This is a genomic window from Halanaeroarchaeum sp. HSR-CO (assembly GCF_024972755.1).
Lineage (GTDB): Archaea > Halobacteriota > Halobacteria > Halobacteriales > Halobacteriaceae > Halanaeroarchaeum.
Genome location: NZ_CP087724.1, coordinates 1,952,930 through 1,974,601, shown reverse-complemented (window position 1 = coordinate 1,974,601; position 21,672 = coordinate 1,952,930). Strand labels below are relative to the sequence as shown.

The window sequence follows — 21,672 nt, the reverse complement described above, 5'->3', positions numbered from 1 at the left end:
GGGTCCCCTAACTCGTTTGCTATTCGTCCGCGTCGCGGGGGTTACTGGGGTGGTAGTCGGTGTCGTACTCCCCGACCCGACCGTCCAGCCGGTCGGGATTGAGACGACCACCGAGAAGCATGAAGTCGACCAGGGTGATGGCCAGGACCGCCTCGACCACCGGGACGGCACGGGGTGGGAGCACGGGGTCGTGTCGCCCGGTCACCTGCACCGTCTTCTCCTCGCCGGTCTCCCAGTCGACCGTCTGCTGTTCTTTCGGAATCGAGGTCGGTGCGTGGAGGGTCACTTCGCCGTAGATCGGTTGTCCCGTCGTGATGCCACCCTGGACCCCGCCGTGGTCGTTCTCGGCGGGGACTGGATCGCCAGACTCGTCGAAGGTCCACTCGTCGTTCCGTTCGATGCCCGCGTACTCCCTGGCCTCCCGCCCAAGGCCGAACTCGAAGGCCGTCGTCGCGGGGATGGCCAGCATGCCCTGGCCGAGTCGTGCCTCGAGGCTGTCGAAGCGCGGGGCCCCCAGACCACGGGGGACGCCACGCGTTTCGAAGTAGACCGACCCGCCGATTGAATCGCCCTTACGCTGGTACGCCTCGACGCGCTCTCGCATCTGCTCGGCGGTCTCGGGGTGAGCACAGCGAACGACGTTGTCGTCTGCGTGCTCTCGTATCTCCTCGAAATCGACCGGCGGGGACTCGATGTCGTCGATCTGGTTGACGTGCGCGGCGACCTCGACGTCCTGGGTCGCGAGGATCCGTTTCGCGATGGCGCCAGCGGCGACCCAGTTGGCCGTCTCGCGGGCCGATGAGCGACCACCACCGCCCCAGTTTCGCGTCCCGAACTTCGCCGAGTAGGTGAAATCGCCGTGGCTCGGGCGGGGTGCGGTGATGAAGGGTTCGTACTTCCCCGACCTCGCGTCTTTGTTCTGGATCGTCAGGCCGATCGGCGTTCCGGTCGTCACGCCGTCCTGGAGACCGCTCCTGATACGTACCGCGTCGGGTTCGTCGCGGCTGGTGGTCATCTTCGATTGGCCCGGCTTTCGCCGGTCGAGTTCGCGCTGGATGTCCGCCTCGTCGAGTTCGAGGCCGGCCGGGACGCCGGAGACGACGACGCCCATGGCCGGGCCGTGGCTCTCGCCGTAGGTCGTCACCTGGAAGAGGCGGCCGAAACGGTTGCCGTTCATTGTGAGTGCATCTGCGCGCGGTACATTTAGGTGTTGCAGTCGATGCAACCGACGGTCCCTGGCTTACTCGTCGACTGTCGCACCCAGCTCGTAGAGGAGGTCGAAGAAATCGGGGAAGGAGACGTCGACGTGTTCGGCGCCAGCGATGGTCGTCTCGCCATCGGCGACGAGTCCTGCCACGGCGAGGGACATGACGATCCGGTGGTCGGCCCGACCATCGACACGCGTTCCCTCCAGGTCGGTCTCGCCACCGTGGATGGTGAGTACGTCGCGTTCTTCCGCTACGGAGGCTCCCATCGCAGTCAGTGCTTCGGCCATGGCCGTCACCCGGTCTGTCTCCTTGTACCGGACGTGCTCGCAGTTCTCGATCCGCGTCGTTCCGTCGGCGACTGCCCCGAGCACCGCCACGGTCGGGAGCAGGTCGGGTGTGTCGCCGACGTCGACTGTCGTCCCTGACAGGTCGGAGCGCCGAACGCGAACGACACCGTCGGCCTCGTTCCACTCGATGTCCGCGCCCATGTCTCTCAGGATATCGACGATGGCCGTGTCTCCCTGCGGGTTGGGGAATGCGCCGGTGACGACGACCTCGTCGTCGCCGGCCACCGCTCCTGCAGCGAGCAGGTACGAGGCCGACGAGAAGTCGCCGGGAACGGTGTACTCGCCGTCCGTCGGCTCGTAGAACTGGTCGCCCGGGACCGAATACCCGTCGCTCGTTCGGCGGGCCGTCACCCCGAACGTCGAGAGGACGTCGAGGGTGATGTCGACGTACGGTGAGGACTTGAGCGCCGTCGTCAACGAGACGTCCACGCCCTTCTCGGTGACTGCCCCCGCCATGAGCAGGGCGGTGATGAACTGCGAGGAGACGTCGCCGGGGATCTCGACGGTCCCCCCGGTGATCGGCCCGTCGACGACGAGCGGCGCCTGCCCGTTCCCCCGGGTGCTACGAGCCGTGCCGTCGAGTTGGCCGACGGCGTCGAGGAGCGGTCCGTGCGGTCGCGAGCGAAGCGATTCGTCCCCCGTGAGGACGGTCGTTCCATCGGCGAGTGCGGCGGCCGCGGTCGCGAGTCGGATCGTCGTGCCGCTGTTGGCACAGTCGATCACGTCCGCCGGGACCGACGGTCGCCCGTCGAAGCCCTCGATGTCGAGCACGCCATCTCGATTCGTGACGTTCCCGCCGAAGTGCTCGACCGCGCGCATGGTGGCGCGCGTGTCGGCACTGACGAGCCCCTGCCGGACCAGCGCCCCCTCGGCATAGCCCGCCGCGAGGATGGCGCGGTGAGTGTAACTCTTCGACGGCGGGGCACGGGCACGGCCCGCGACCGTCGATCGTGTGACAGTGATGTCCATGGCAGTGACTGCGACCGGTATCCTCAATAGGGTTCCGGAGACGGTGGGATTTTGGTCGAAGGGAGCGCATCTCGGGGTATGGACGTCGACTTCTCTCGACTCGACGAGGCCCTCGCCAACCGGGGCCTCGACGGGCATCTCCTCGACGCGGACGCGACACTCGCCGATCAGCGCTACCTGTCCGGCTTCGACGCACCGGACCCGTTTCTCACGCTCTACACCCCCGATCGGACCGCGCTCCTCGTCTCCTCGATGGAGTACGGGCGCGCCCGGGTCGAGAGTCGAGCGGACGATGTCCGGCAGTTTCCCGATTACGACCGGCGGGACCTCGACGACGAGTACGGCTCGAAGGGAGGGCGGGCCCGGGCCATCGTCGCCTTTCTCGAGGAGTTCGACGTGACGTCGGTATCGACCAACGCCCGGTTCCCACTGGAAACGGCCGACAACCTCCGTGACCTCGGCGTGCGGGTCGAGCCGGATTCGGCGGACGCCGTCGAACGGACGCGTGCGGTCAAGACCGAGACGGAGATAGCGTCCATCCAGGAAGCCCAGCGGGCCAACGAGGCGGCGATGGCCGAAGCGGAGCGGCTCATCGCCGAGGCCACGGTCGAGGACGGCGTCCTCCAGGCGGACGGCGAACCGCTGACGAGCGAGCGGGTCCGGCGGGCCATCGAGACGACGCTGCTCGAACATGGCTGTGCCCTCGACGAGACGATCGTCGCCTCGGGTACCGATGCCGCCGTACCCCACGACCGCGGTAGCGGGCCGATCCACGTCGACGACCCCGTCATCGTCGACATCTTCCCCCGGGACAAGACGACGCGCTATCATTCCGACATGACGCGAACGTTCCTTCGCGGAACGCCGAGCGACGAGGTAGCCGAGTTCCACGAACTGACCCGGGCGGCGAAGGCGGCCGCCCTCGACGCCGTCGAACCAGGGGTCACCGGCGAGGCGGTCCACGATGCGGCGTGCGAGGTCTACGAGGCTGCCGGCTACCCGACGCTCCGAACCGACGAGGGGACCGACCGCGGGTACATCCACAGTACCGGTCACGGCGTCGGCCTCGAGGTCCACGAGCGACCGCGGATCGGCCGGAACGGCGAGGAACTCGAACCCGGACACGTCATCACTATCGAACCTGGGCTGTACGACCCCGCCATCGGCGGCGTCAGGATCGAGGACATCGTGGTCGTGACCGCGGACGGGTACGAGAACCTGACCGACTACCCCGAGGATCTGGTCGTCTGAGACGCCACGGCTGGTGTTCAGTACTGTGACGGCACAGTTTTTTTGCCCGCTCCCACCGCACCATCGACCATGACAGCGGAATACACGGGCGCCGACCTGTTCGTCGATGCGCTCGAACGGTACGGCGTCGACCACGTCTTCGGCAATCCCGGCACGACCGAACTCCCGGTCCTCGAGGCGCTCGGGGACAGCGACCTGGAGTACGTGTTGGGGTTGCATGAGGACATCGCCGTCGGGATGGCCGCGGGATACGCTCAGACCCGCCGTTACCACGCCCATCACGACGAATCTATCAATCCGGTCGGCGTCGTCAACCTCCACATCACGCCGGGGCTCGCACACGGTATCGGGAACGTTTACGCCGCGAGTTTCACGGGCGCCCCGGTGGTCGTCACGGCGGGCAATCACGAGCGTGATTTCCGCCACGAAGAGCCGATCCTGCACGGCGACCTGGAACGGTTGGTCGATCAGTTCACCAAGTGGAGCGACGAGGTCCTGGACGTGGCCGCGTTACCGACGATGCTCCGGCGTGCGGTCCGCGTCGCGCTCACGCCGCCGACCGGTCCAGTCTTCCTCGCGCTCCCGGCGGACGTGATGCGGTCTCCGACCGAACCCGATGCGATCGAACCACTCGGCCCCATCCCGAACGCCGGCGGTGGTGACCCCCAGCAGATCGGCCATGCCGCCGACCTGATCGCGACGGCCGGTGACCCGATTCTGGTGCTAGGCGACGCGGTGGCCCGAACCCGCGGTGGCGTCGAGGCCGCCGTCTCGTTCGCCGAAGCTGCCGGCGCCAGGGTCCACGGAGAGATGCTCGCCTGCGAGGTCACGTTCCCCACTCGTCACGACCTCTGGGTCTCTCACATTCCGCCCAGGGAGGACGTGGCCCGGCTACTCGTCGACGGCGACGTGGTCGTCTTCGTCGGTACCTCGACACACACTACCCTCCTGCCGCACGAGGGGGACCTGCTCGACCCCGAAACCACAGTCGTCCACGTCGGCGAGGACCACTGGGAGATCGGAAAGAACCACCCCGCCGACGCCGCTGTCGTCGGCGATCCGGCCCTCGTCCTGGAACGACTCGCAGAAATTTTGCGGGATCGAATCGGTGCCGACGAACGTGAGCGACGTGTCGAGCGGGTGCGACGACTCACGGAGTCCCTCGAACCGACCATCGAATCGATGGGCGTGGACGAACGCCCGGAGGGCGAGACCCGCGTGGGGAAACATCAGCTCGTCGACGCGCTCTCGACGGTCGCCGGCGACGCGTTCCTCGTCGACGAGGGAGTCACCGCGAAGTATCCACTCTTGCTCCGGTTCGAGATGGAACCCGAGCAGTTCATCTCCAACAAGGGCGGTGGCCTCGGGTACGGCCTCCCGGCCTCGGTCGGCGCGGCCCTGGCGGAATCACTCAGGGACGAGCCGCGAGACGTCGTCGGGTACGTCGGCGATGGGTCGTACCTCTACTACCCTCAGGCCATCTATAGTGCGGTCCGGGCGGATCTGGCCCTCACCGTCGTCGTTCCGGACAACCGCAACTACCGCATCCTGAAGGACAACGCCCTCCAGCTGTTCGGCGGCGAGGCGGACGACCGTAACTTCGTGGGGATGGACTTCGATCCGCCGGTGAACCTCGTTACGAACGCCGAGAGCCACGGCGCGCGCGGCCATCGCGTAGAGACGCCGGACGAACTCGAATCGACGGTACAGGACGCGATACAGCACGAGGGCGTCGACGTCGTGGACGTGCTCGTCTACGACTGACCGCCACACCGGGTCCGCGGTCGCTCCCACCACGGCCCCTGCATTGATGCGTCGGGGTCGCGAATCGGCGGGTATGCGAGCGGTAGCGGTGACGGAGTACGGCGACAGCGAGGTACTGGAGACCGTCGACCGAGACGTCCCCGACCCGGGGCCAGGCGAGGTCCGCGTCGCGGTCAGGGCGGCGGGGATCAATTTCGCGGATATCATGCAGCGGCGGGGCCACTACCAGGGCGGTCCCCGTCCGCCGTACGTCCCCGGTCTGGAGGTTGCGGGGGTCGTCGACGCCGTCGGTGAGGGCGTCGGTCGTGACGTGGGCGACGAGGTCATGGGATTCGCCGAGACGGGCGGGTACGCGGAGTACGCCCTCGCCAACGCGGCCGGGTTGTTCGACCTGCCCGAGGGGATGTCCTTCGCCGAGGGGGCAGGGTTCCCCGTGCAGTTCCTCACGGCCCACAACTGCCTCTTCGAGTGGGGCGGGCTGGAATCTGACGAATCCGTCCTGATCCACGCGGCGGCCGGCGGCGTCGGAACCGCCGCCGTCCAGCTTGCGGACGCCGCAGGGGCGATCGTCTTCGGGACCGCTTCGACGCCCGAAAAGCTGGAGCTCGCCGCCGACCTCGGCTGTGATCATCCCATCCAGTACACGGCGGCGGATTTCGTCGAGCAGGTTCGGGACAGGACCGAAGACGGCGTGGACCTCGTGCTCGACGGTATCGGTGGCGAGACGACTACGGCGAGTCTGAAAGCGCTCTCTCACTTCGGCCGGATGGTCTCCTTCGGGGCCGCCTCCGGTGAACCCGGTCGTCCCAACACGAGCGATCTCCTGTTCAACAACCATACGGTAATCGGCTACCACCTCGGGCAGGCGATGGCGCGCGATCCGACACGGGTCCTCCAGGCGGTCCCGAAACTGACGGAGCGACTCGAATCCGGCGCCCTGTCGGTCATCGTCGGACGGGAATTCGACCTCGAGGAGGCTGCCACGGCCCAGCAGTTCATCGAGGACCGGGAATCCACGGGGAAGGTCGTATTGCGCCCCTGAGGATCCGCCGTCACACAAGCGAATTCTTTTGCCGGACCCCCGGGTAGGAGTTGGCGATGGACGTGCTCATCGTCGGTGCCGGTGCCGTCGGCCGCTGGGTCGCGACGGTCCTGGACGGCCCCGTCGCGTTTGCAGACGCAGACGAGGACGCAGCCGTGAACGCGGCAGCCGAGCGGTCCGACGCTCGGGCGGTCCCCCTCGATGGAGACCAGACCTTCGACGTCGTCTGCGTCGCCGTTCCGATGCGGGCCGCGACCGATGTGATCGAGACCCAGGCAGATCGGGCGAATCGAGCGCTGGTCGACTGTACGGGCTCGATGGAGGCGCCGCTCGACGTGATGGCATCGGTCGCCCCCGACCTCGAGCGTGTCAGCTATCATCCGCTGTTCGCCCCGGAACACGCTCCGGGTCGCATCGCCGTTTCGACCGGCGAGGGCGGACCGACGACCGACGCCCTCACCGCGGCGTTCGAGGCCGCGGACAACGAACTCGTCACGGTGAGCGCCACGGAACACGACGAGGCGATGCGGACGATTCAGGGTCGAACCCACGCCGCCATCCTCGCGTTCGGACTCGCCGCGGAGGAAGTTCCCGACGAGCTCTCCACGCCCGTGTTCGCAGACCTCGAGGCTCTCAGGGACCGGGTGACCGGTGGAACGCCCGGCGTCTACGCGGACATCCAGGACGTCTTCGACGGCGCAGAAGCGATAGCGGCGGCCGCCAGCCAAATCGCCGACGCGGACCGGGAGGCGTTCGCAGCCCTCTACGACGATGCCCGTTGATCGATCCGCCGTCCGCGACGCGGCCAGGTACCTTCGGAACGTCAGACCGATCGATCCCGACGAGATCCGCGAGTACGTCGAGGGTCGGCCGGATGCCCGGGTCGTCCGCAGAATCCTGCGCGAGGAGGCGGGCTCCCTGGGGTTGGTCGAGTATCCCGACGGGACGTTCCGGCCCCCCGAGGCGGGGCCGATCCGTCCCACGTTCGAGAGCGTGACCGAAGTACCCCAGCAGTACGTCTCGGTGGTCGAGGACCTGCTGCTCGACCGCGATGGCCGACACTGGGCAACCGGCGAATCGGGGGCGCAGCTCCGTGAGACGATCCGCCGATTCAAGGCCGATTACTACCGGCAGCATCCGGTCGAGTACGACGAGGACGTGGCCCTGGGGTATGCGATCTACCATCTCCCCGCCTACTACGCGACCGCACAGTACGTCCTCTGGGACCTTGCCCGGGATGGACGACTCGACCGATCGCTTCGCGTCCTCGACGTGGGCGCCGGCGTCGGCGGCCCGGCACTCGGCCTGCACGACCTGATCGACCCGGACGGCTCCGAACCAGCACTGGTCGAGTATCACGCTCTCGAACCGAGCGCGGCGGTCACCGTGCTGGAACCCCTTCTCGAGACGACCGGTCAGAACTTCCACTGGGAGATCCATCGGGAGACGGCGGAGGCCTTCGACACGGAGGGCCCCTACGACCTCGTGCTCTTCAGCAACGTCTTGAGCGAACTCGACGATCCGGTCGACGTCGCTGACGAATACCTCGACTCGCTGTCCGAGGATGGAACGATGGTCGCCATCGCACCCGCCGACCGCAACACGAGTCTCGGTCTCCGGTCTGTGGAGCGGCGCCTCGAAGCGGGGGGTGCGACGGTCTATGCCCCGATGGTCCGTCTCTGGCCGGACGAGCGCCCAGACGTCGATATCTGGTCGTTCGACGAACGCCCGGCCGTCACCCCGCCGTCGTTCCAGACCCGCCTCGCCGCCGAGGCGGACCGTCCCGAGGAGTTCACGCACACCTCGGTGAAGTTCTCGTACTCGTTTCTCCGGCGGGACGGCCTTCGCCGGTTCGACGTGGCTGCCGACGCGAGACCCGTCACGAAACTCGCCGAGACCGACCGCCACGTGACCGACCGACTCGACGTCCTCGTGGCGAAGCTCTCGCGGGACCTCTCGGACGACGGCCACCCGCTTTACACCGTCAGCGACGGGAGTGAACGCGAGCGCCACTTCGCGGTGCTGGTGAACGAGACGGCACTCAACCGGCCCCTTCTGGAGGCGGCGTATGGTGACCTGCTCTCCTTCGAACGGGTGCTCGTGCTCTGGAACGACGACGAGGGTGCCTACAACCTGGTCGTCGACGAGGAGACCATCGTCGACCCGGTGTGATCGGACGGGGGCGGTGGGCTTTTGCGGTCGGACCACCCAGTGCAGACAGATGGACTCGCCGACGATCCTCCTGACGAACGACGACGGTATCGACAGTCCGGGTATCCGGGCGCTCGCCGACGGACTGTCCGACGTCGGCGATGTGACTGTCGTCGCCCCCGCCGACAACAGGTCCGCCGTCGGGCGCGCCACGTCGAGCGAGGCGCGCGTACAGGACCACGAACTCGGGTACGCACTCGACGGCACCCCGGTGGACTGCGTCATCGCCGGTATCGAGGCGCTGGGCCCGTCGCCCGACATCGTCGTGGCCGGCGTCAACCAGGGTGCGAACCTCGGGATGTACGTCCTCGGCCGGTCGGGAACCGTGAGCGCAGCCGTCGAAGCCGCCTACTTCGGGGTGCCCGCCATCGCGACCTCGCTGTACCTGCCGGGTGACCGATGGAAGTCGGAACCCGACCCCGAGGAGTACGACGAGGCGGTGCGCGCGACCCGGTATCTCGTCGATCAGGCCCTCGACGGGGACGTCTTCGACCAGGCCGACTACCTCAACGTGAACGCGCCGGCCCCGGAGAACGGCAAGACGGAGATGCGAATCACGTCGCCGTCCAGCGTCTACGACATGACGGCCAACCACGACGGCGAGACGGTGACCCTCCAGGACAACATCTGGCAACTGATGGAACACGACTCCTTCTCCGATGGGGAGGGGACCGATAGAAAAGCGATCATGGACGGTGTCATCAGCGTCTCGCCGCTCACCGCTCCGCACTCGACACGGCGCCACGACGAACTCGACCGTCTGGCCAACTCGTACTGACGCCGACCACCGCCGGGTAGCTTTTTTGCACCCCAGTGAGAATTATTGGGATATGGACACGAATCCATACTCGGTGGTCGCCCTGCTGGAGTTCCTGACTCCGGGGCGGTTCATCGACGTCGTCGAACGCATCGCACTCCGAAACTCGGGCGATGCACGGCTTCGACGCGGTGTCACGCAACTCGCCCGCCTGGAGGGCCTAACCTTCCTGTGGGTCTTCGAACGGGGAAATCGGCACCGACTGGATCCCGCGGGCTCCTCGGCGTGTTAGGACTGGTGATGCTCCTCGCGCCGGGGCGGACGGTCGATTTCGCGCTCCGCGCCGGGTACGCGAATGCCGACGATATCGAGGTACGTCGCGGCGTTGGGACCGCGACGCGGCTGGTGGGTCTCGTCTACGTTCTCGCGGCGCTGGGGATCGTGCCCCGGGACCGCGAGGAGCGACCCCGATAGCGGTCAGACCGACTGCGTGAGGCCGCCGTCCACCCGGACGTTCTGTCCGGTGACGTAGCCGGCGGCCGGCGAGAGGAGGAATCCGACCACGTCCGCTATCTCTTCGCGAGTCGCCGGTCGGTTCATCGGTATCGATTCGCGTGTCTTCTCGTCCACCTCGTAGGTTTCCACGAACCCCGGGAGCACGGCGTTCATCCGGATCCCCGCCGCGGCATACCGGTCGGCAAAGAGCTTCGTGAAACTGCCCAGGCCGGCTCTGAGCACCGACGAGACCGGGAAGTCGGCGCTCGGTTCGAACGCGGAGAACGTCGAGATGTTCACGAACGCGCCGCCATCCTGTTCACGCATGACCGGCGTGACGAGTCTCGCCAGGCGGACCACGTTCAACAGCACGAGGTCGAGGCCGGCGTGCCACGCCTCGTCGTCGATCTCGAGCAGATCGCCGGTGGCCGGATGGCCAGTATTGTTGACGACCGCGTCGACCCGACCGAACCGGTCGACGGTAGCCTCGACGAGGGTAGCGAGATCGTCCGGATCGGTGACGTCTCCCTCGAACCCGACACCGCCGAGGTCCTCGGCGACGTCGATCGCCGCCCCCGATTTCGAGAGCAACACCGGTGTGTATCCGTCGTCGGCGAGACGGCTCGCACACGCTTCACCGATTCCCTGTCCTGCGGCAGTCACGATCGCCACACGCTGGTCTCCCATGGCGATACCGCGGGTGCCGTCGGGATAAATGGACTGGCTGTCAAACGACGGTGTGATTGTTCGAAAACGGTGACGACCGTCGGTACCGATTTTGGCCCTGTTCGATCGAGTTCGTCTCGACTGGTGGACCGAACTGCCCAGCGCGTCGTGGTTCTCGTGAGGAACCGACCGACGAGTGCAGCGCTTCCCTCGCGACATCGCCACCTCGGTTTTCCTAAGAAGTCTTATGCTGTGTGGGACTCTGTACCACACACATATGGCCGTAAAAAGAACGCACAGGGTGGAGCGAAGACTGTCGGCTGCTGGAACGACCCGTCGACAGATACTCGCAGCGAGCAGTCTCGTGGCGGTTGGTGCACTCAGTGGATGCCTCGGCAGGCTCGCAAGCGCGACGACGAACACGGGTACATCGCCAGCAGCGCCGTTCGCTGGGATGGGCGAGTATACGGGCCCATCACCTACAGGCGACCCCACCGTGTACAAATTGGCCCCAACTGTCTCCGCAGCTGTCGGACCGATTTCCGACGAAATCGAACTCGAAGCGTGGGTAACCACAACCGGTATCGCAGCCACCTGTTGTTTCGACTACACCGGCGCCGACGCCGGTGGAAACACCCGCGCCAACTACAACAATACTCGGAGCAACAGATCGACTATCCGCGGACCGGACGACGCCGACGCAGACGCTGACGGACTCGACGACGCCGTCGAAGCTCGCTCGCACGCACTGGACCTGGAACACCACCTTCTCTCTCAAACGAACGCCGCAGCGGATTCCATCAGTAAGCGTTCCGCACGCACGGGGCGGCGTGGCATCGCAGTCATGGGTGAGACAATCGAAAACGTGCGGGCGACGCTCGAACGCTGCTCCGGGGACGTGTGCGTAACCGTCCGAGAACACGCAGATCACCGCGCCGGACTGACTCGGCAGGCGGCAGCGCACGTCGAGAACGGCGAGTGGGACGCCGCCAGTGACGCCGTTGAAGACGTCCGAGTGATCGTCGAAGCGGACATCACACTCCTCGAATCGTCGCTGGACGACGGTTCAGAAGGATCCGTCAGTAACCCTCGTCTACAGGCGTTGACTGGAGCCAGCGCCGAAGTGATCGGTGCACTCTACGAGTACCTCGCTGGTGAACCCGTACTCAGCGAGCAGTTCACCGTCACCGTCCCCGACGCTCGTCTCTCCGCCGGAAACGTCGCGCTCGTCGACGAACTCACGCCTCGCCGCATCATCGAGTACGTGACTGGTCGAGCCGACGACGATGGGCACGTCTACGCATGGGGGAAGCACACGCTCGCGAGCGGAAACGGCAACACGAGCCCGCTCTACGAGGGATCGGCGGTCGGTGGTGAGAACGCGCTCAACAGGCCGGGACTGATGAACCCCGGCGACGACAGTACCCTGTACAACGCCGACGCGTTCCGCTCTGCCGTCTCGGAACCCGTCGACACGGACATCCATCTCGAAACGTCAGACGGTAACGGGACGACCACCGTTCACGTCCAGAACGACCCGCCACAGGCGACAGAGACGACGCCCGCCCTCGCCGTCAGTGCTGACGGGTCGGCTCCCGAACCCGCGGACTTCGACGATTGGGGCCCTGAAAGCGGTGACAACGGGGCCACGTCGACACTCGTCTGCCCGGTTATGGTCGCGCCACCGGATTGCCCGTCGCCGTTCCCCGCCTTGTTGTACGTGCGTCGCTGTAAACACGCCGACCAGTACATCTACACGGGTGGATGGGTCATCGACGATGGCAGCCTCTACGAGAATTCGGTCACACTCGTGGCTGTGGGCAGTCCCACGGAAGTCATCGGTGTTGACGCTGGTGATGTGGACGGTGATGGCTACGGTGACGTGATGGCTCGCCACCTATCGGGGGACCGACAGCGACGCGGAGCGCGACTGTTCGACGGGACGGTATCGGATGCGGTCGCCGAAGGGGTCCTTTCGGAAGCAGCGGGCGAAGACATCATCCTTCGAAAGCGACCGGGGCGGTCGAAAACCGAAAGTGGAGACGATGGTGACGCGGAGAACACGTTCGTCTGTCGAGTTACCCATTTGACCGCACCAATCGTCCACTACACGCGTGCGAGCGCCTCTGATACAGTGAAGTTCAAAGCAGGGGCAGAACTCTCGAAGAGCGTCAACTGAGCCCGCTCCACTCACCGATTCTCGCGCTGTTCGATCTTGTTCAACTCGATGAGGAGCCGGAAGATGGCCTTGACAAGGTTCGAATCCACGTCGAACCGTTTCGCGTTCTCGCCGGCCCGGTCCATCACGGCCTGTTCCTGGGCCTCGTCGGTCGTTGCCAGGTTCCGTTCGGATTTGACCTCGGCGATGGCGTCGGCGACGTAGGTCCGTCGGGCGATGAGCTCGACGATGTCGCGGTCGATGTCCTGGATCTCCTGGCGGAGTTCGTCGAGCGAGCGGTCCTGCTGTGAGGTCTGGTCGTCGTTTGTCTCTGTCATATCGGTCCTGCCCCGTTCGTCTGCGTGGTCGTTTCGATGACGGTTCCCGGCCGGTCCTCCCAGACGTCGACGACGGGCGCGAGTTTTTCGCGGTCCCCGACGGCGACGTAACTCGGCCCCGTCCCGGACAGGGAGACGCCGTCGGCCATCGGGAGCGCCTCGACCATCGGTGCTGCCGGTTGGTCCAGGGCGGCGGCGAACGCGAACCCGTTGACGGTCATCGCCGTCTCATATCGACCGGCGAGTGCCAGTTCCGCCACCAGGTCGGCCATCGGTGCAACGTGGCGACACCGCTCGACGTCCGCGTCGGCACTGAACGCCTGCTCGGGGGGCGTCCACACCACCACGTCCCAGTCCACCTCGTCGCGGACCAGGAGGGCATCCTGGTCGTTGTTCGTCACCGTCACGCCGCCCAGCATGCTCGCGCTCGCGTCGTCGAAGGCACCGGTTGCCGTCACGCCGACGTCTCGTGCCGCCGCGACCCCGATCCTGGCGGCGTCCTCCCTGGTCACGGCCTCGAGGGCACCGAGGGCGTCGAGGGTCGCCAGGACCACGGCGTTCGCCGCGGCACTGGAGCTCTTCAGGCCGGATGCCATCGGCACAGCCGAGTCGGTCTCGACGCTGGCTCCCTGCTCGTTGCCGAACTCGTCGATGACCAGTTCGGCGCTTCGCTCGATGAGGCGCGTGTCGGCGTCCGGAACCCCGTCGACCGACCCGTCGATGGTCGACCCGCCGAGGGAGACCGATGCGCGCACGTACTCGTCGATGGCGAACGCGGACCCGGTGCCGGTGGCGAGGGCATTGAGCACCGTTCCGGCCGCTGGTGCTTCGGCACGACCGTCCATGGTGCTCATTCCACAATGTTGCACTTACACGTGGCGGTCCTGGCAAGCGGGGTCAAGCGGCGGGCTTTTTACGATTTAGTGCGAACTCCACCCGATGAGTCTCCGTACGGAGGTCCCACCGGATACACTCGACATTTCGCTCGCCGAGGAGGGCATCTACGTGACCTACTGCGACGGTCGCCGGGCGTTCTACAACGGGGTCCCGGAGACGGTCCACGGGACGCTACGGACGCGGCCGGGCAAGGACGTCCAGGTACTCGTGACGAATGGCGACGACACTGAGGGGATGTTGACCTACGTCAACGAACGCAAGACCGAGGCCGAGATCCTCGAATCCAGTGGCGTCGGCCGCGTCATGTTGGACAAGGGGGAGACCGAGGAACTATTCCCGGGTGTGACGGTCACGCTCGACGGCTACGCAATCGAAGTCGAGGCAGACCCGGAGACGGCCGGTGGCCGGGTCTTCGTGTTCGAGGAGGACGAGATGGGCGAACGCAAGTTCGAACTGCTCCCCGAGGAGTAGTCACTGGAGGTACGACGGTTCTTCGGCATCGCAGTTCTCCTCGTGTTTTTTCGCGTCGTCCGGGTCGTCGAACATCAGCCCACATTTCTCGCATTTGTACCACGTCATGTCGTCCCGTTCGGTTTCCTCGACCATACATGATAATCCGCCTGCCGATGGCATAGGCGTTACCCCGCCATCCTTTTGCTCCGGTGCGCCCTCCCTTCGAGCATGCAAGACGGTCGCGGTCGCCAGGCACGCGTGCTGGAAGCTCATCCACGCGACGCTGGCCGGGGCACGGTTCGCCTCTCCAGGGCGTTGATGCGAGACCTCGGCGTGTTGAGCGGTGAGATCGTCCGGATCGACGGTCGGCGCTCGACGGTCGCGACGGTCTGGCCGGGTCGTTCCGACCTCGACGCGGACGCCTTCCGCGCGGACGGGCAGATCCGTGCCAACGCCGGGATCTCGGTCGGCGAGGCGGCGCGACTCTCGCCGGCGACCGCCGAACGAGCTACCGAAGTGGTGGTCTCGCCGACGGTCGCCCAGTCGAGAGATGCGGCCGCGATCGAACCGGTCGTGAAGCGGGCACTTCTGGACCGGCCCGTCTCTACCGGAGAGCGCGTGAAAGTCGAGGGTCTGGGCGACCTGGGCGAGTTCCAGGTCCGGGAGACCGAGCCGTCGGGACCCGTTCGGGTCACCGAATCCACATCGGTGGTCATCACCGAGCCCGAAGAGCGCACGTCGTCGGCACCCGACTCCGTCGGCCTCACCTACGAGGACATCGGGGGTCTCGACGAGGAACTCGAGCAGGTCCGGGAGCTGGTGGAACTGCCGCTCTCCGACCCGGGGGTCTTCCACCGGCTAGGGATCGAACCGCCGAAGGGCATCCTGATGCACGGCCCGCCGGGGACCGGCAAGACGCTCATCGCGCGGGCAGTGGCTAACGAGGCCGACGCCCACTTCGAGAATATCTCGGGCCCGGAGATCGTTCGAAAGTACAAGGGCGAGTCCGAAGAACGGCTCAGAGAGATATTCGAGGAGGCCGAAGCGCAGGCCCCGAGCATCGTCTTCTTCGACGAGATCGACGCGGTCGCACCGAAACGCGAGGACGGCGGGGACATGGAGAGTCGCATCGTCGCCCAGTTGCTCTCGCTGCTCGACGGTCTCGAGTCTCGTGGCGAGGTCGTCGTCATCGGCGCGACGAACCGTGTCGACGCCATCGATCCCGCGCTGCGCCGACCGGGACGATTCGACCGCGAGGTCGAGGTCGGCGTCCCAAATGCAGTGGGCCGTACGGAGATCCTCCAGATCCATACGCGCGGGACGCCGCTCGCCGACGACGTCGACATCGAACGGATCGCCGAGCGCGCCCACGGCTTCGTGGGGGCGGACCTCAGAGCGCTCGTCGCCGAGGCCGCCATGTACGCTCTCAGACGTGGTCGCGAGGCGGGGACGTGGGACGTGGAAGTGACGCGACGCGATTTCGAACGCGCGCTCTCCGGCGTCGAGCCATCGGCCATGCGCGAGTACGTCGCCGAACTACCGGAGACGTCCTTTGACGACATCGGTGGGCTCGACGCGGCGAAGGCGTCGCTCCGGGAGGCCGTCGAGTGGCCACTGACTCACGGCGACCTCTTCGAGGCCGCGTCCACGGAACCGCCTACCGGGGTCCTGCTCTATGGGCCGCCCGGCACCGGCAAGACGATGCTCGCTCGCGCCATCGCCCACGAAAGCGGCGTCAACGTCATCCGGGTCGCCGGTCCCGAGATCCTGGACCGCTACGTGGGGGAGTCCGAACGCGCCGTCAGATCGGTGTTCGAACGCGCTCGACAGGCAGCGCCGGCCATCGTCTTCTTCGACGAGATCGACGCCATCGCCGGGGCACGTGGGGGCGGAAGCCACGAGGTGAGCGAACGGGTGGTCTCACAGCTCCTCACCGAGATGGATTCGGCCGCGGATGACCCGAATCTCGTCGTCCTCGCTGCGACCAACCGCAAGGACGCACTCGATCCGGCCCTGCTCAGGCCCGGGCGACTCGAGGAACACGTCGAGGTGCCCGAACCCGACCGGGAGGGACGGCTCGAGATTCTCCGGGTGCACGCTCGCGAGAAGCCACTGGCAGCGGACGTCGACCTCGAGGCCATCGCCGCGGATCTCGCCGGCTATACGGGTGCGGACGTCGCGGCGCTCGTCCGTCGGGCCGCGATGCGTGCGATCAGGGACGTCGCCGAGCGGCGGGAAGCCGCCGGAGACACGGACGACCAGTCGGTCACGATCGGGATGGAGCACTTCCGCGAGGCGATGGCGACTGTCGACGCGATCGCCCGGTAGCGGGAGTACAGAGACGATAGCTACTCGGGCATCGGCGGTGAAGATGCGCACATGGTCCCAGCGGTCGTCTTCGACATGGACGGCGTCATCGTGGATACTGAGCAGTACTGGATCGAAGAGGAAGCGGAGATCCTCGCGGCGGCGCTCCCCGAGGGCCACGACGTGGACCCCCACGACATCACGGGCATCAACGTCCACGAGCAGTACGATATGCTCACGGCGGAGTACGACCTGCTCGTCGACCGCGAGGAATATTTCGCCCTGTTCGACTCGAAGGCGGAGTCCGTCTACGCCCGGGCGGACCTCATGCCAGGCTTTCACGACATGCTCGACGCGCTCGAGGAGCGCCAGGTCCCACTCGGCGTCTGCACCTCCTCGTACCCCCGGTGGATCGACATCGTCTTCGAGTCGAACGACCTCGAGGGTCGTTTCGACGCCGTCCTGAGCGCCGCGGACGAGCCAGTCCCCGGCAAACCCGAACCCGACCTCTACGAACGGATCGCCGCGGAACTCGACGTCGACCCGTCGGAGATGGTCGTCGTCGAGGACTCCGAAAACGGGGTGGCTGCCGCTGTGGCGTCCGGTGCGTACACTATCGCGTATGCTGCGAGTGCCCACGACGGAATCGACCACTCGCCGGCCGACGAGGTCGTGGAAACGCCCGAGCAACTGCGAGATCGGCTGCTGACCCTCGTCGACGGCGAGGAATAGCGAACAGGCGAGACGCTTCCATTGCGGACCGGTGTCTCGCGCACCCGCGGCCCGGCCCGCCACGACGGTCAGAGCATGGTCGGCGGTGGACCGGTGCTGGTATTTGAACCTGCCTCCGGTGGTGGACGGTACTTCGTCGGTGTAACGGGTGCCACAAATTTTAGCGTGCGATCCATTCAATCGGCTATTATGGGTGTGTCATGTCACAGAATCTCCGGGAGGGCGAACACGGCTGATTCGACTGGCCTGGATACGCTTCTCGTTCACCGGACGGTTGGAGGTTGCACGAGCACTCGGGGCAGAAGCGAGCCATGACGAGCGCTCACGTCGATTCACTGGCGGCGTTCCTCCCACCGGACTGGCTCGAATACGAACTCGTCGTCGCGCATCCGGGAACCGAATGGCTCTCGACGGCGGACGTCGACACGCTGTTCGACAGCAATACAGTCGATGTCTCGCATCTCGAAGTCCCCGACGTTGACCAGGAGACGCTCTTTCTCTTCCATAACGAGGAGGTGGTCACCGCCTCGCCTACCTGGAAACTGATCGATGCCATCGCCGAGGTCGACACGATGATCCGGACTGGCTCGGCCGAATCACTCGAATCGGTCGCGTTGCCCTCGGTTCTCGGCGAACTGGACGAAGTTCCCTTCGCCGCCGCCGGACCGGACGACTCGTCGCTGAAGCTGTTGTTCACCACGATCAGCCGCCACATCGAGGCCAGAGCGATCGAAGTCGGTGACGGACAGTTGCGGGCGGGATTCCAGCGACTGTCCCGCCTCCAGCTGGCCGATGAAGGCCACACCCGCGCCGTCTACGATCATCTCGCGGACACCGACGTCGACGTCCACGTCTACGGCCGGCCGGACTGGACGCCGCCGGCGTCGCTGGGGACGACGATGCATGGTGGGTATACCGAGGACTTCCTTCGGAACTGGTTCGTCGTGTTCCGGTCGGCCGACGAGGGGGTGAGTGCTGCGTTTCTGGCCCACGACCATGGGCGGGGGGCCTGGCGTGGTCACTGGACGTTCCAGGACGATCGCGTCGGTCAGATCAACCGCTATCTCGAAGAGCATCTCTGAGTTTGCCGTTCCAGGCGGTGAAGGTGTGTGAGATTCCACGTCGTACCGGGAGCGCGGAGCGCTCCCGGCCTTTTTCATGACCGTTTTTGCGCCGAGAGGTGCCCGCAGGGCACCCGAGGCGGAAAACGGTTCACCAGAACGCCTTGGTCCGGGCGTACTCGCGCTCGCGTTCCAGGATGTCGCGGTAGAAGTCGTCCTCGTCCTCGCGGTGGCGATTGATGATGCGGGCGGCGTTCTGGGGGCCGACGCCACGGGCGACGAGGGCGATGACCGCCTTCTTGCCGTGACTCTGGACGATGCTTGCGTTCCGGACCGCCCGCTCGGTCAGGTGCTCTTGCTCGTCGTCCTTCTCGTCGGCCCTGACCGCGGTGACGACCTCGCCGGCCCACGGGCTGAGCGCGGCGATCCGGGTCGATTCGCAGTGCGGACACTGGGGTTGCTCGGGGACGCGACGGACCTTCGTCTCCTGCTCCCAGTCCCGACAGTGCACACAGAAGAGCTTCACGCGGTCGTCCTTGATGCGCTCGCGGACCGCGTTGACCACGCTCGCGTCGGCGTTCTCGGGGGTCAACAACTCTTTCCCGCTCGACCGCCCGGAGACGCCGATGGGCGTCCGACCGCCGTGTCGTTCGACGGTTATCTCGCCATTCTGGATCCGTTCGAGCACCGCACTCGCCCGCCCGACGTCGAGATTCTCGTGGAATACCTCTCGGACGGCCTCGTCGTACATCGGGGTGTCCTCGAGGGCGGCCATGACGCGGTCGAGGGAGATGGCATCGCCACCACGCCAGCGCTTGAGGGCGCCGAACTTGGCGGCGACCTGCGAGAGGGTAAACTTGAGCGTATCCGACCGTTTGAGGCTCAACTCGAGGAGCGGTCCCACGTGGTCGGGGTCGGTCGATTCGAGGACGTCGACGACGTCCGGGGCGCGGATGCCCTGTGGAACCTCCAGTTCGATTCGGTACGGGTCGACGTCGACGCCGACCGAGGATCCCGTGCGCTGGCCGATGAGGGCGGCCAGGAGTCTGCCGAGCGTCTCGTTCGTCTCGTGTCCGAAACAGGCGTTGACGACGATGCTCCGGCCCTGGGACTCGACGACGAGGTCCGCGTCGGTGGGCACCGGCGCCTCGGCATCGACGTGGTTCTCGATCCCTTCGATGGCCGCGGTGGCCGTCGCCTCGTCGGCTGGATATCGGGTGGCGAAATCCCGACCCACCGCGGGGGCAGTTGCACCGGATTCGATCTGGGGGCCGGCGACCGAGCGCATCTGCCCGACCTCCTGGGCGACCTCGTACGGAACCGGTATCTCCTGGCCGACCCAGGAGGGAACCTCCCCCGAGGGGTCCTCGATCGGCGAGACCTCCACGCGGTCTTTCTCCTCGTCGATCTCGGCGATGCGCCACATCTCCCCGCGCTGGACGAAGGTCGCGCCCGGTTCGGCGAAGTTGACCACGAAGCGTTCGTCCAGGGTCCCGATCTGTTGTCCCCGTGCGATGTCGTACACCTCGTAGGTCTCCTCGTCGGGGATCATCGAGAGGTTGGCGTAGTAGTACTGCCAGGTGCCCCCCGACTTCTGGATGCGGTCTGCCTCCTCGTCCAGCCACACGACGTGATTCCGGTTGACCTCCCGGACGACCTGCTTGAACGTCTCCTCCGCAAGATCGCGGAACGGGTACGCCCGGGTGACGATCTCGAACGCTCGGCGCCCCGAGACGGTCCCCTCGTCCATGACGAGACCGACGATCTGGTTCGCGACGACGTCCAGACTCCCGTGGTGGATGTTCGCGTCCTCGACCTCGCCGGCGTAGGCCCGCCGGGCGATGGCGAGCGCCTCCATCGTGTCGTCGGGGTGGCCGGTGACGATCGTACCCTTCGAGACCTGGTCCTGGCGGTGTCCGGCACGGCCGACGCGCTGGAGCAGTCTGGCGACCTCCCGTGGACTCGCGTACTGTACGACGTGGTCGATCCGCCCGACGTCGATGCCGAGTTCCATCGAGGAGGTACACAGCAGCGCGTCGAGGTCGCCCGCTTTGAACTGCTCTTCGACCTCGATGCGGGCGGACTTCGAGAGCGACCCGTGGTGGACGCCGATGTTCGCCCCGATCTCGTTGAACCGCGAGCCCAGGGCTTCGGCGGTCTGGCGCGTGTTGACGAAGATCAGCGTCGAGTCGTTGTCCTCGACGATGTCCCGGATGGTGCGGACGTGACTCGCCATGGTCGCCGAGGTCAGTAGCTTCGACGCCAGATCTTCGTCCTCGGCCCGGATCTCCGGTTCCAGGACGCGGAAGTCGATCTTGCTCGTCACGTCGACCTCGACGATGGTGCAGCCACGGTCGCCCGTGAGGAACTTGCCGACCTCTTTGGGGTCACCGACGGTCGCGGAGAGACCGACCCGCTGGAACGGTCCGGCGAGTTCGCGGAGGCGCTCGAGGCCGATGGTCAACTGCGCCCCCCGCTTCGATGCGGCGAGTTCGTGCACCTCGTCGACGACGACGTGGTCGACCGATTCGAGCCCCGTCCGGAGCTTCGATCCGGTGAGCATCGCCTGGAGGGTCTCGGGAGTCGTCACGAGGACGTCGGGCGGATCGTTGGCCTGCTTCTGTCGCTGGTAGTCGGTCGTATCGCCGTGGCGAACGTCGACGTCGAGGTCGAGCGCGTCGGCCCACCAGTCGAGGCGTTCGCGCATGTCGCGGTTGAGCGCTCGCAGCGGGGTAATGTAGAGTGCCCCGAACCCGTCGGGGCTGGATTCGACGAGTGCGTCGAAGATCGGCAACATCGCCGTCTCCGTCTTCCCGGTCCCCGTCGGGGCGACAACGAGTGCGTCGTGGCCGTCTGCGATCGGCGGGATGGCCCGACGCTGTGGCTCCGTGGGGCGATCGAATCCCCGCTCGGAGAGGGCGTCCCGGACTGGCTGTCCGAGAGACGCGAACGCGTCGGCCCCCGTCGTCCCGCTCATCACCGCCCTAGTACCCGGGAGGCCGGGTTAAGCCCATTG

20 protein-coding genes are annotated in these 21,672 nt (G+C 66.4%); 13 read left to right on the top strand and 7 right to left on the bottom strand.

The features are described 5' to 3' along the window. Window positions 1-19: 19 nt before the first annotated feature. A complete protein-coding gene (gene aroC / locus HSRCO_RS10205; RefSeq protein ID WP_259517542.1) occupies window positions 20-1,177 on the bottom strand; it encodes a chorismate synthase in 1,158 nt (385 codons plus the stop codon). A gap of 63 nt (window positions 1,178-1,240) precedes the next feature. Then, window positions 1,241-2,524, bottom strand: coding sequence for a 3-phosphoshikimate 1-carboxyvinyltransferase (aroA, locus tag HSRCO_RS10200; RefSeq protein ID WP_259517541.1), 1,284 nt, complete (start codon window positions 2,522-2,524; stop codon window positions 1,241-1,243). A gap of 78 nt (window positions 2,525-2,602) precedes the next feature. Here aroA and HSRCO_RS10195 point away from each other — a divergent pair, with 78 nt between their 5' ends. From HSRCO_RS10195 to HSRCO_RS10160, 8 genes are all read left to right on the top strand, one after another. Next, window positions 2,603-3,775, top strand: a complete 1,173-nt coding sequence (locus HSRCO_RS10195; protein ID WP_259517540.1) for a Xaa-Pro peptidase family protein — start codon at window positions 2,603-2,605, stop codon at window positions 3,773-3,775. Window positions 3,776-3,844: 69 nt separating this feature from the next. Then, window positions 3,845-5,539: a thiamine pyrophosphate-binding protein gene (locus HSRCO_RS10190; RefSeq protein ID WP_259517539.1), complete on the top strand. Its 1,695-nt coding sequence runs from the start codon at window positions 3,845-3,847 to the stop codon at window positions 5,537-5,539. A 73-nt stretch (window positions 5,540-5,612) separates the two neighbouring features. Then, entirely contained in the window at window positions 5,613-6,581 is a 969-nt protein-coding gene (locus tag HSRCO_RS10185; RefSeq protein WP_259517538.1) for an NADPH:quinone oxidoreductase family protein, read from the top strand. A 56-nt stretch (window positions 6,582-6,637) separates the two neighbouring features. Continuing rightward, window positions 6,638-7,363, top strand: a complete 726-nt coding sequence (locus tag HSRCO_RS10180; protein WP_259517537.1) for a prephenate dehydrogenase/arogenate dehydrogenase family protein — start codon at window positions 6,638-6,640, stop codon at window positions 7,361-7,363. Then, window positions 7,353-8,753, top strand: coding sequence for a small ribosomal subunit Rsm22 family protein (locus tag HSRCO_RS10175; RefSeq protein ID WP_259517536.1), 1,401 nt, complete (start codon window positions 7,353-7,355; stop codon window positions 8,751-8,753). The genes HSRCO_RS10180 and HSRCO_RS10175 overlap by 11 nt, the downstream gene beginning before the upstream one ends. 49 nt (window positions 8,754-8,802) lie before the next feature. Next, window positions 8,803-9,570: a 5'/3'-nucleotidase SurE gene (gene surE, locus HSRCO_RS10170; RefSeq protein ID WP_259517535.1), complete on the top strand. Its 768-nt coding sequence runs from the start codon at window positions 8,803-8,805 to the stop codon at window positions 9,568-9,570. 52 nt (window positions 9,571-9,622) lie between these two features. Further along, window positions 9,623-9,841, top strand: coding sequence for a hypothetical protein (locus HSRCO_RS10165; protein ID WP_259517534.1), 219 nt, complete (start codon window positions 9,623-9,625; stop codon window positions 9,839-9,841). An 8-nt stretch (window positions 9,842-9,849) separates the two neighbouring features. Further along, window positions 9,850-10,023 (top strand): hypothetical protein, encoded by a 174-nt coding sequence (locus HSRCO_RS10160; RefSeq protein ID WP_259517533.1) that lies wholly within the window; start codon window positions 9,850-9,852, stop codon window positions 10,021-10,023. 3 nt (window positions 10,024-10,026) lie between these two features. Here HSRCO_RS10160 and HSRCO_RS10155 read toward each other — a convergent pair whose 3' ends face one another. Beyond that, window positions 10,027-10,731: an SDR family oxidoreductase gene (locus HSRCO_RS10155; RefSeq protein ID WP_259517532.1), complete on the bottom strand. Its 705-nt coding sequence runs from the start codon at window positions 10,729-10,731 to the stop codon at window positions 10,027-10,029. A gap of 475 nt (window positions 10,732-11,206) precedes the next feature. On the opposite strand from HSRCO_RS10155, the gene HSRCO_RS10150 reads away from it, so the two are divergent. Continuing rightward, window positions 11,207-12,889 (top strand): hypothetical protein, encoded by a 1,683-nt coding sequence (locus HSRCO_RS10150; protein WP_259517531.1) that lies wholly within the window; start codon window positions 11,207-11,209, stop codon window positions 12,887-12,889. 11 nt (window positions 12,890-12,900) lie between these two features. Here the strand turns inward: HSRCO_RS10150 and HSRCO_RS10145 are convergent, their stop codons facing one another. After that, window positions 12,901-13,206, bottom strand: coding sequence for a chorismate mutase (locus tag HSRCO_RS10145; protein WP_259517530.1), 306 nt, complete (start codon window positions 13,204-13,206; stop codon window positions 12,901-12,903). After that, window positions 13,203-14,051 (bottom strand): shikimate kinase, encoded by an 849-nt coding sequence (locus HSRCO_RS10140; RefSeq protein WP_259517529.1) that lies wholly within the window; start codon window positions 14,049-14,051, stop codon window positions 13,203-13,205. Before HSRCO_RS10140 ends, HSRCO_RS10145 begins: the two co-directional genes overlap by 4 nt. A 94-nt stretch (window positions 14,052-14,145) precedes the next feature. Here HSRCO_RS10140 and HSRCO_RS10135 point away from each other — a divergent pair, with 94 nt between their 5' ends. Then, window positions 14,146-14,574, top strand: coding sequence for a DUF5796 family protein (locus HSRCO_RS10135; protein WP_259517528.1), 429 nt, complete (start codon window positions 14,146-14,148; stop codon window positions 14,572-14,574). Here HSRCO_RS10135 and HSRCO_RS10130 read toward each other — a convergent pair whose 3' ends face one another. Continuing rightward, entirely contained in the window at window positions 14,575-14,709 is a 135-nt protein-coding gene (locus tag HSRCO_RS10130) for a hypothetical protein (RefSeq protein ID WP_259517527.1), read from the bottom strand. A gap of 75 nt (window positions 14,710-14,784) precedes the next feature. Here HSRCO_RS10130 and HSRCO_RS10125 point away from each other — a divergent pair, with 75 nt between their 5' ends. From HSRCO_RS10125 to HSRCO_RS10115, 3 genes are all read left to right on the top strand, one after another. Further along, window positions 14,785-16,884 (top strand): CDC48 family AAA ATPase, encoded by a 2,100-nt coding sequence (locus tag HSRCO_RS10125; protein WP_259517526.1) that lies wholly within the window; start codon window positions 14,785-14,787, stop codon window positions 16,882-16,884. A 51-nt stretch (window positions 16,885-16,935) separates the two neighbouring features. Beyond that, the gene (locus tag HSRCO_RS10120; RefSeq protein ID WP_259517525.1) at window positions 16,936-17,595 is read left to right on the top strand and encodes an HAD family phosphatase; all 660 of its coding nucleotides are present in this window, start codon (window positions 16,936-16,938) and stop codon (window positions 17,593-17,595) included. Between the two features lie 311 nt (window positions 17,596-17,906). Then, a complete protein-coding gene (locus HSRCO_RS10115; protein ID WP_259517524.1) occupies window positions 17,907-18,677 on the top strand; it encodes a DICT sensory domain-containing protein in 771 nt (256 codons plus the stop codon). Between the two features lie 130 nt (window positions 18,678-18,807). Here HSRCO_RS10115 and HSRCO_RS10110 read toward each other — a convergent pair whose 3' ends face one another. After that, window positions 18,808-21,633, bottom strand: coding sequence for a DEAD/DEAH box helicase (locus tag HSRCO_RS10110; protein WP_259517523.1), 2,826 nt, complete (start codon window positions 21,631-21,633; stop codon window positions 18,808-18,810). Window positions 21,634-21,672: the final 39 nt, after the last annotated feature.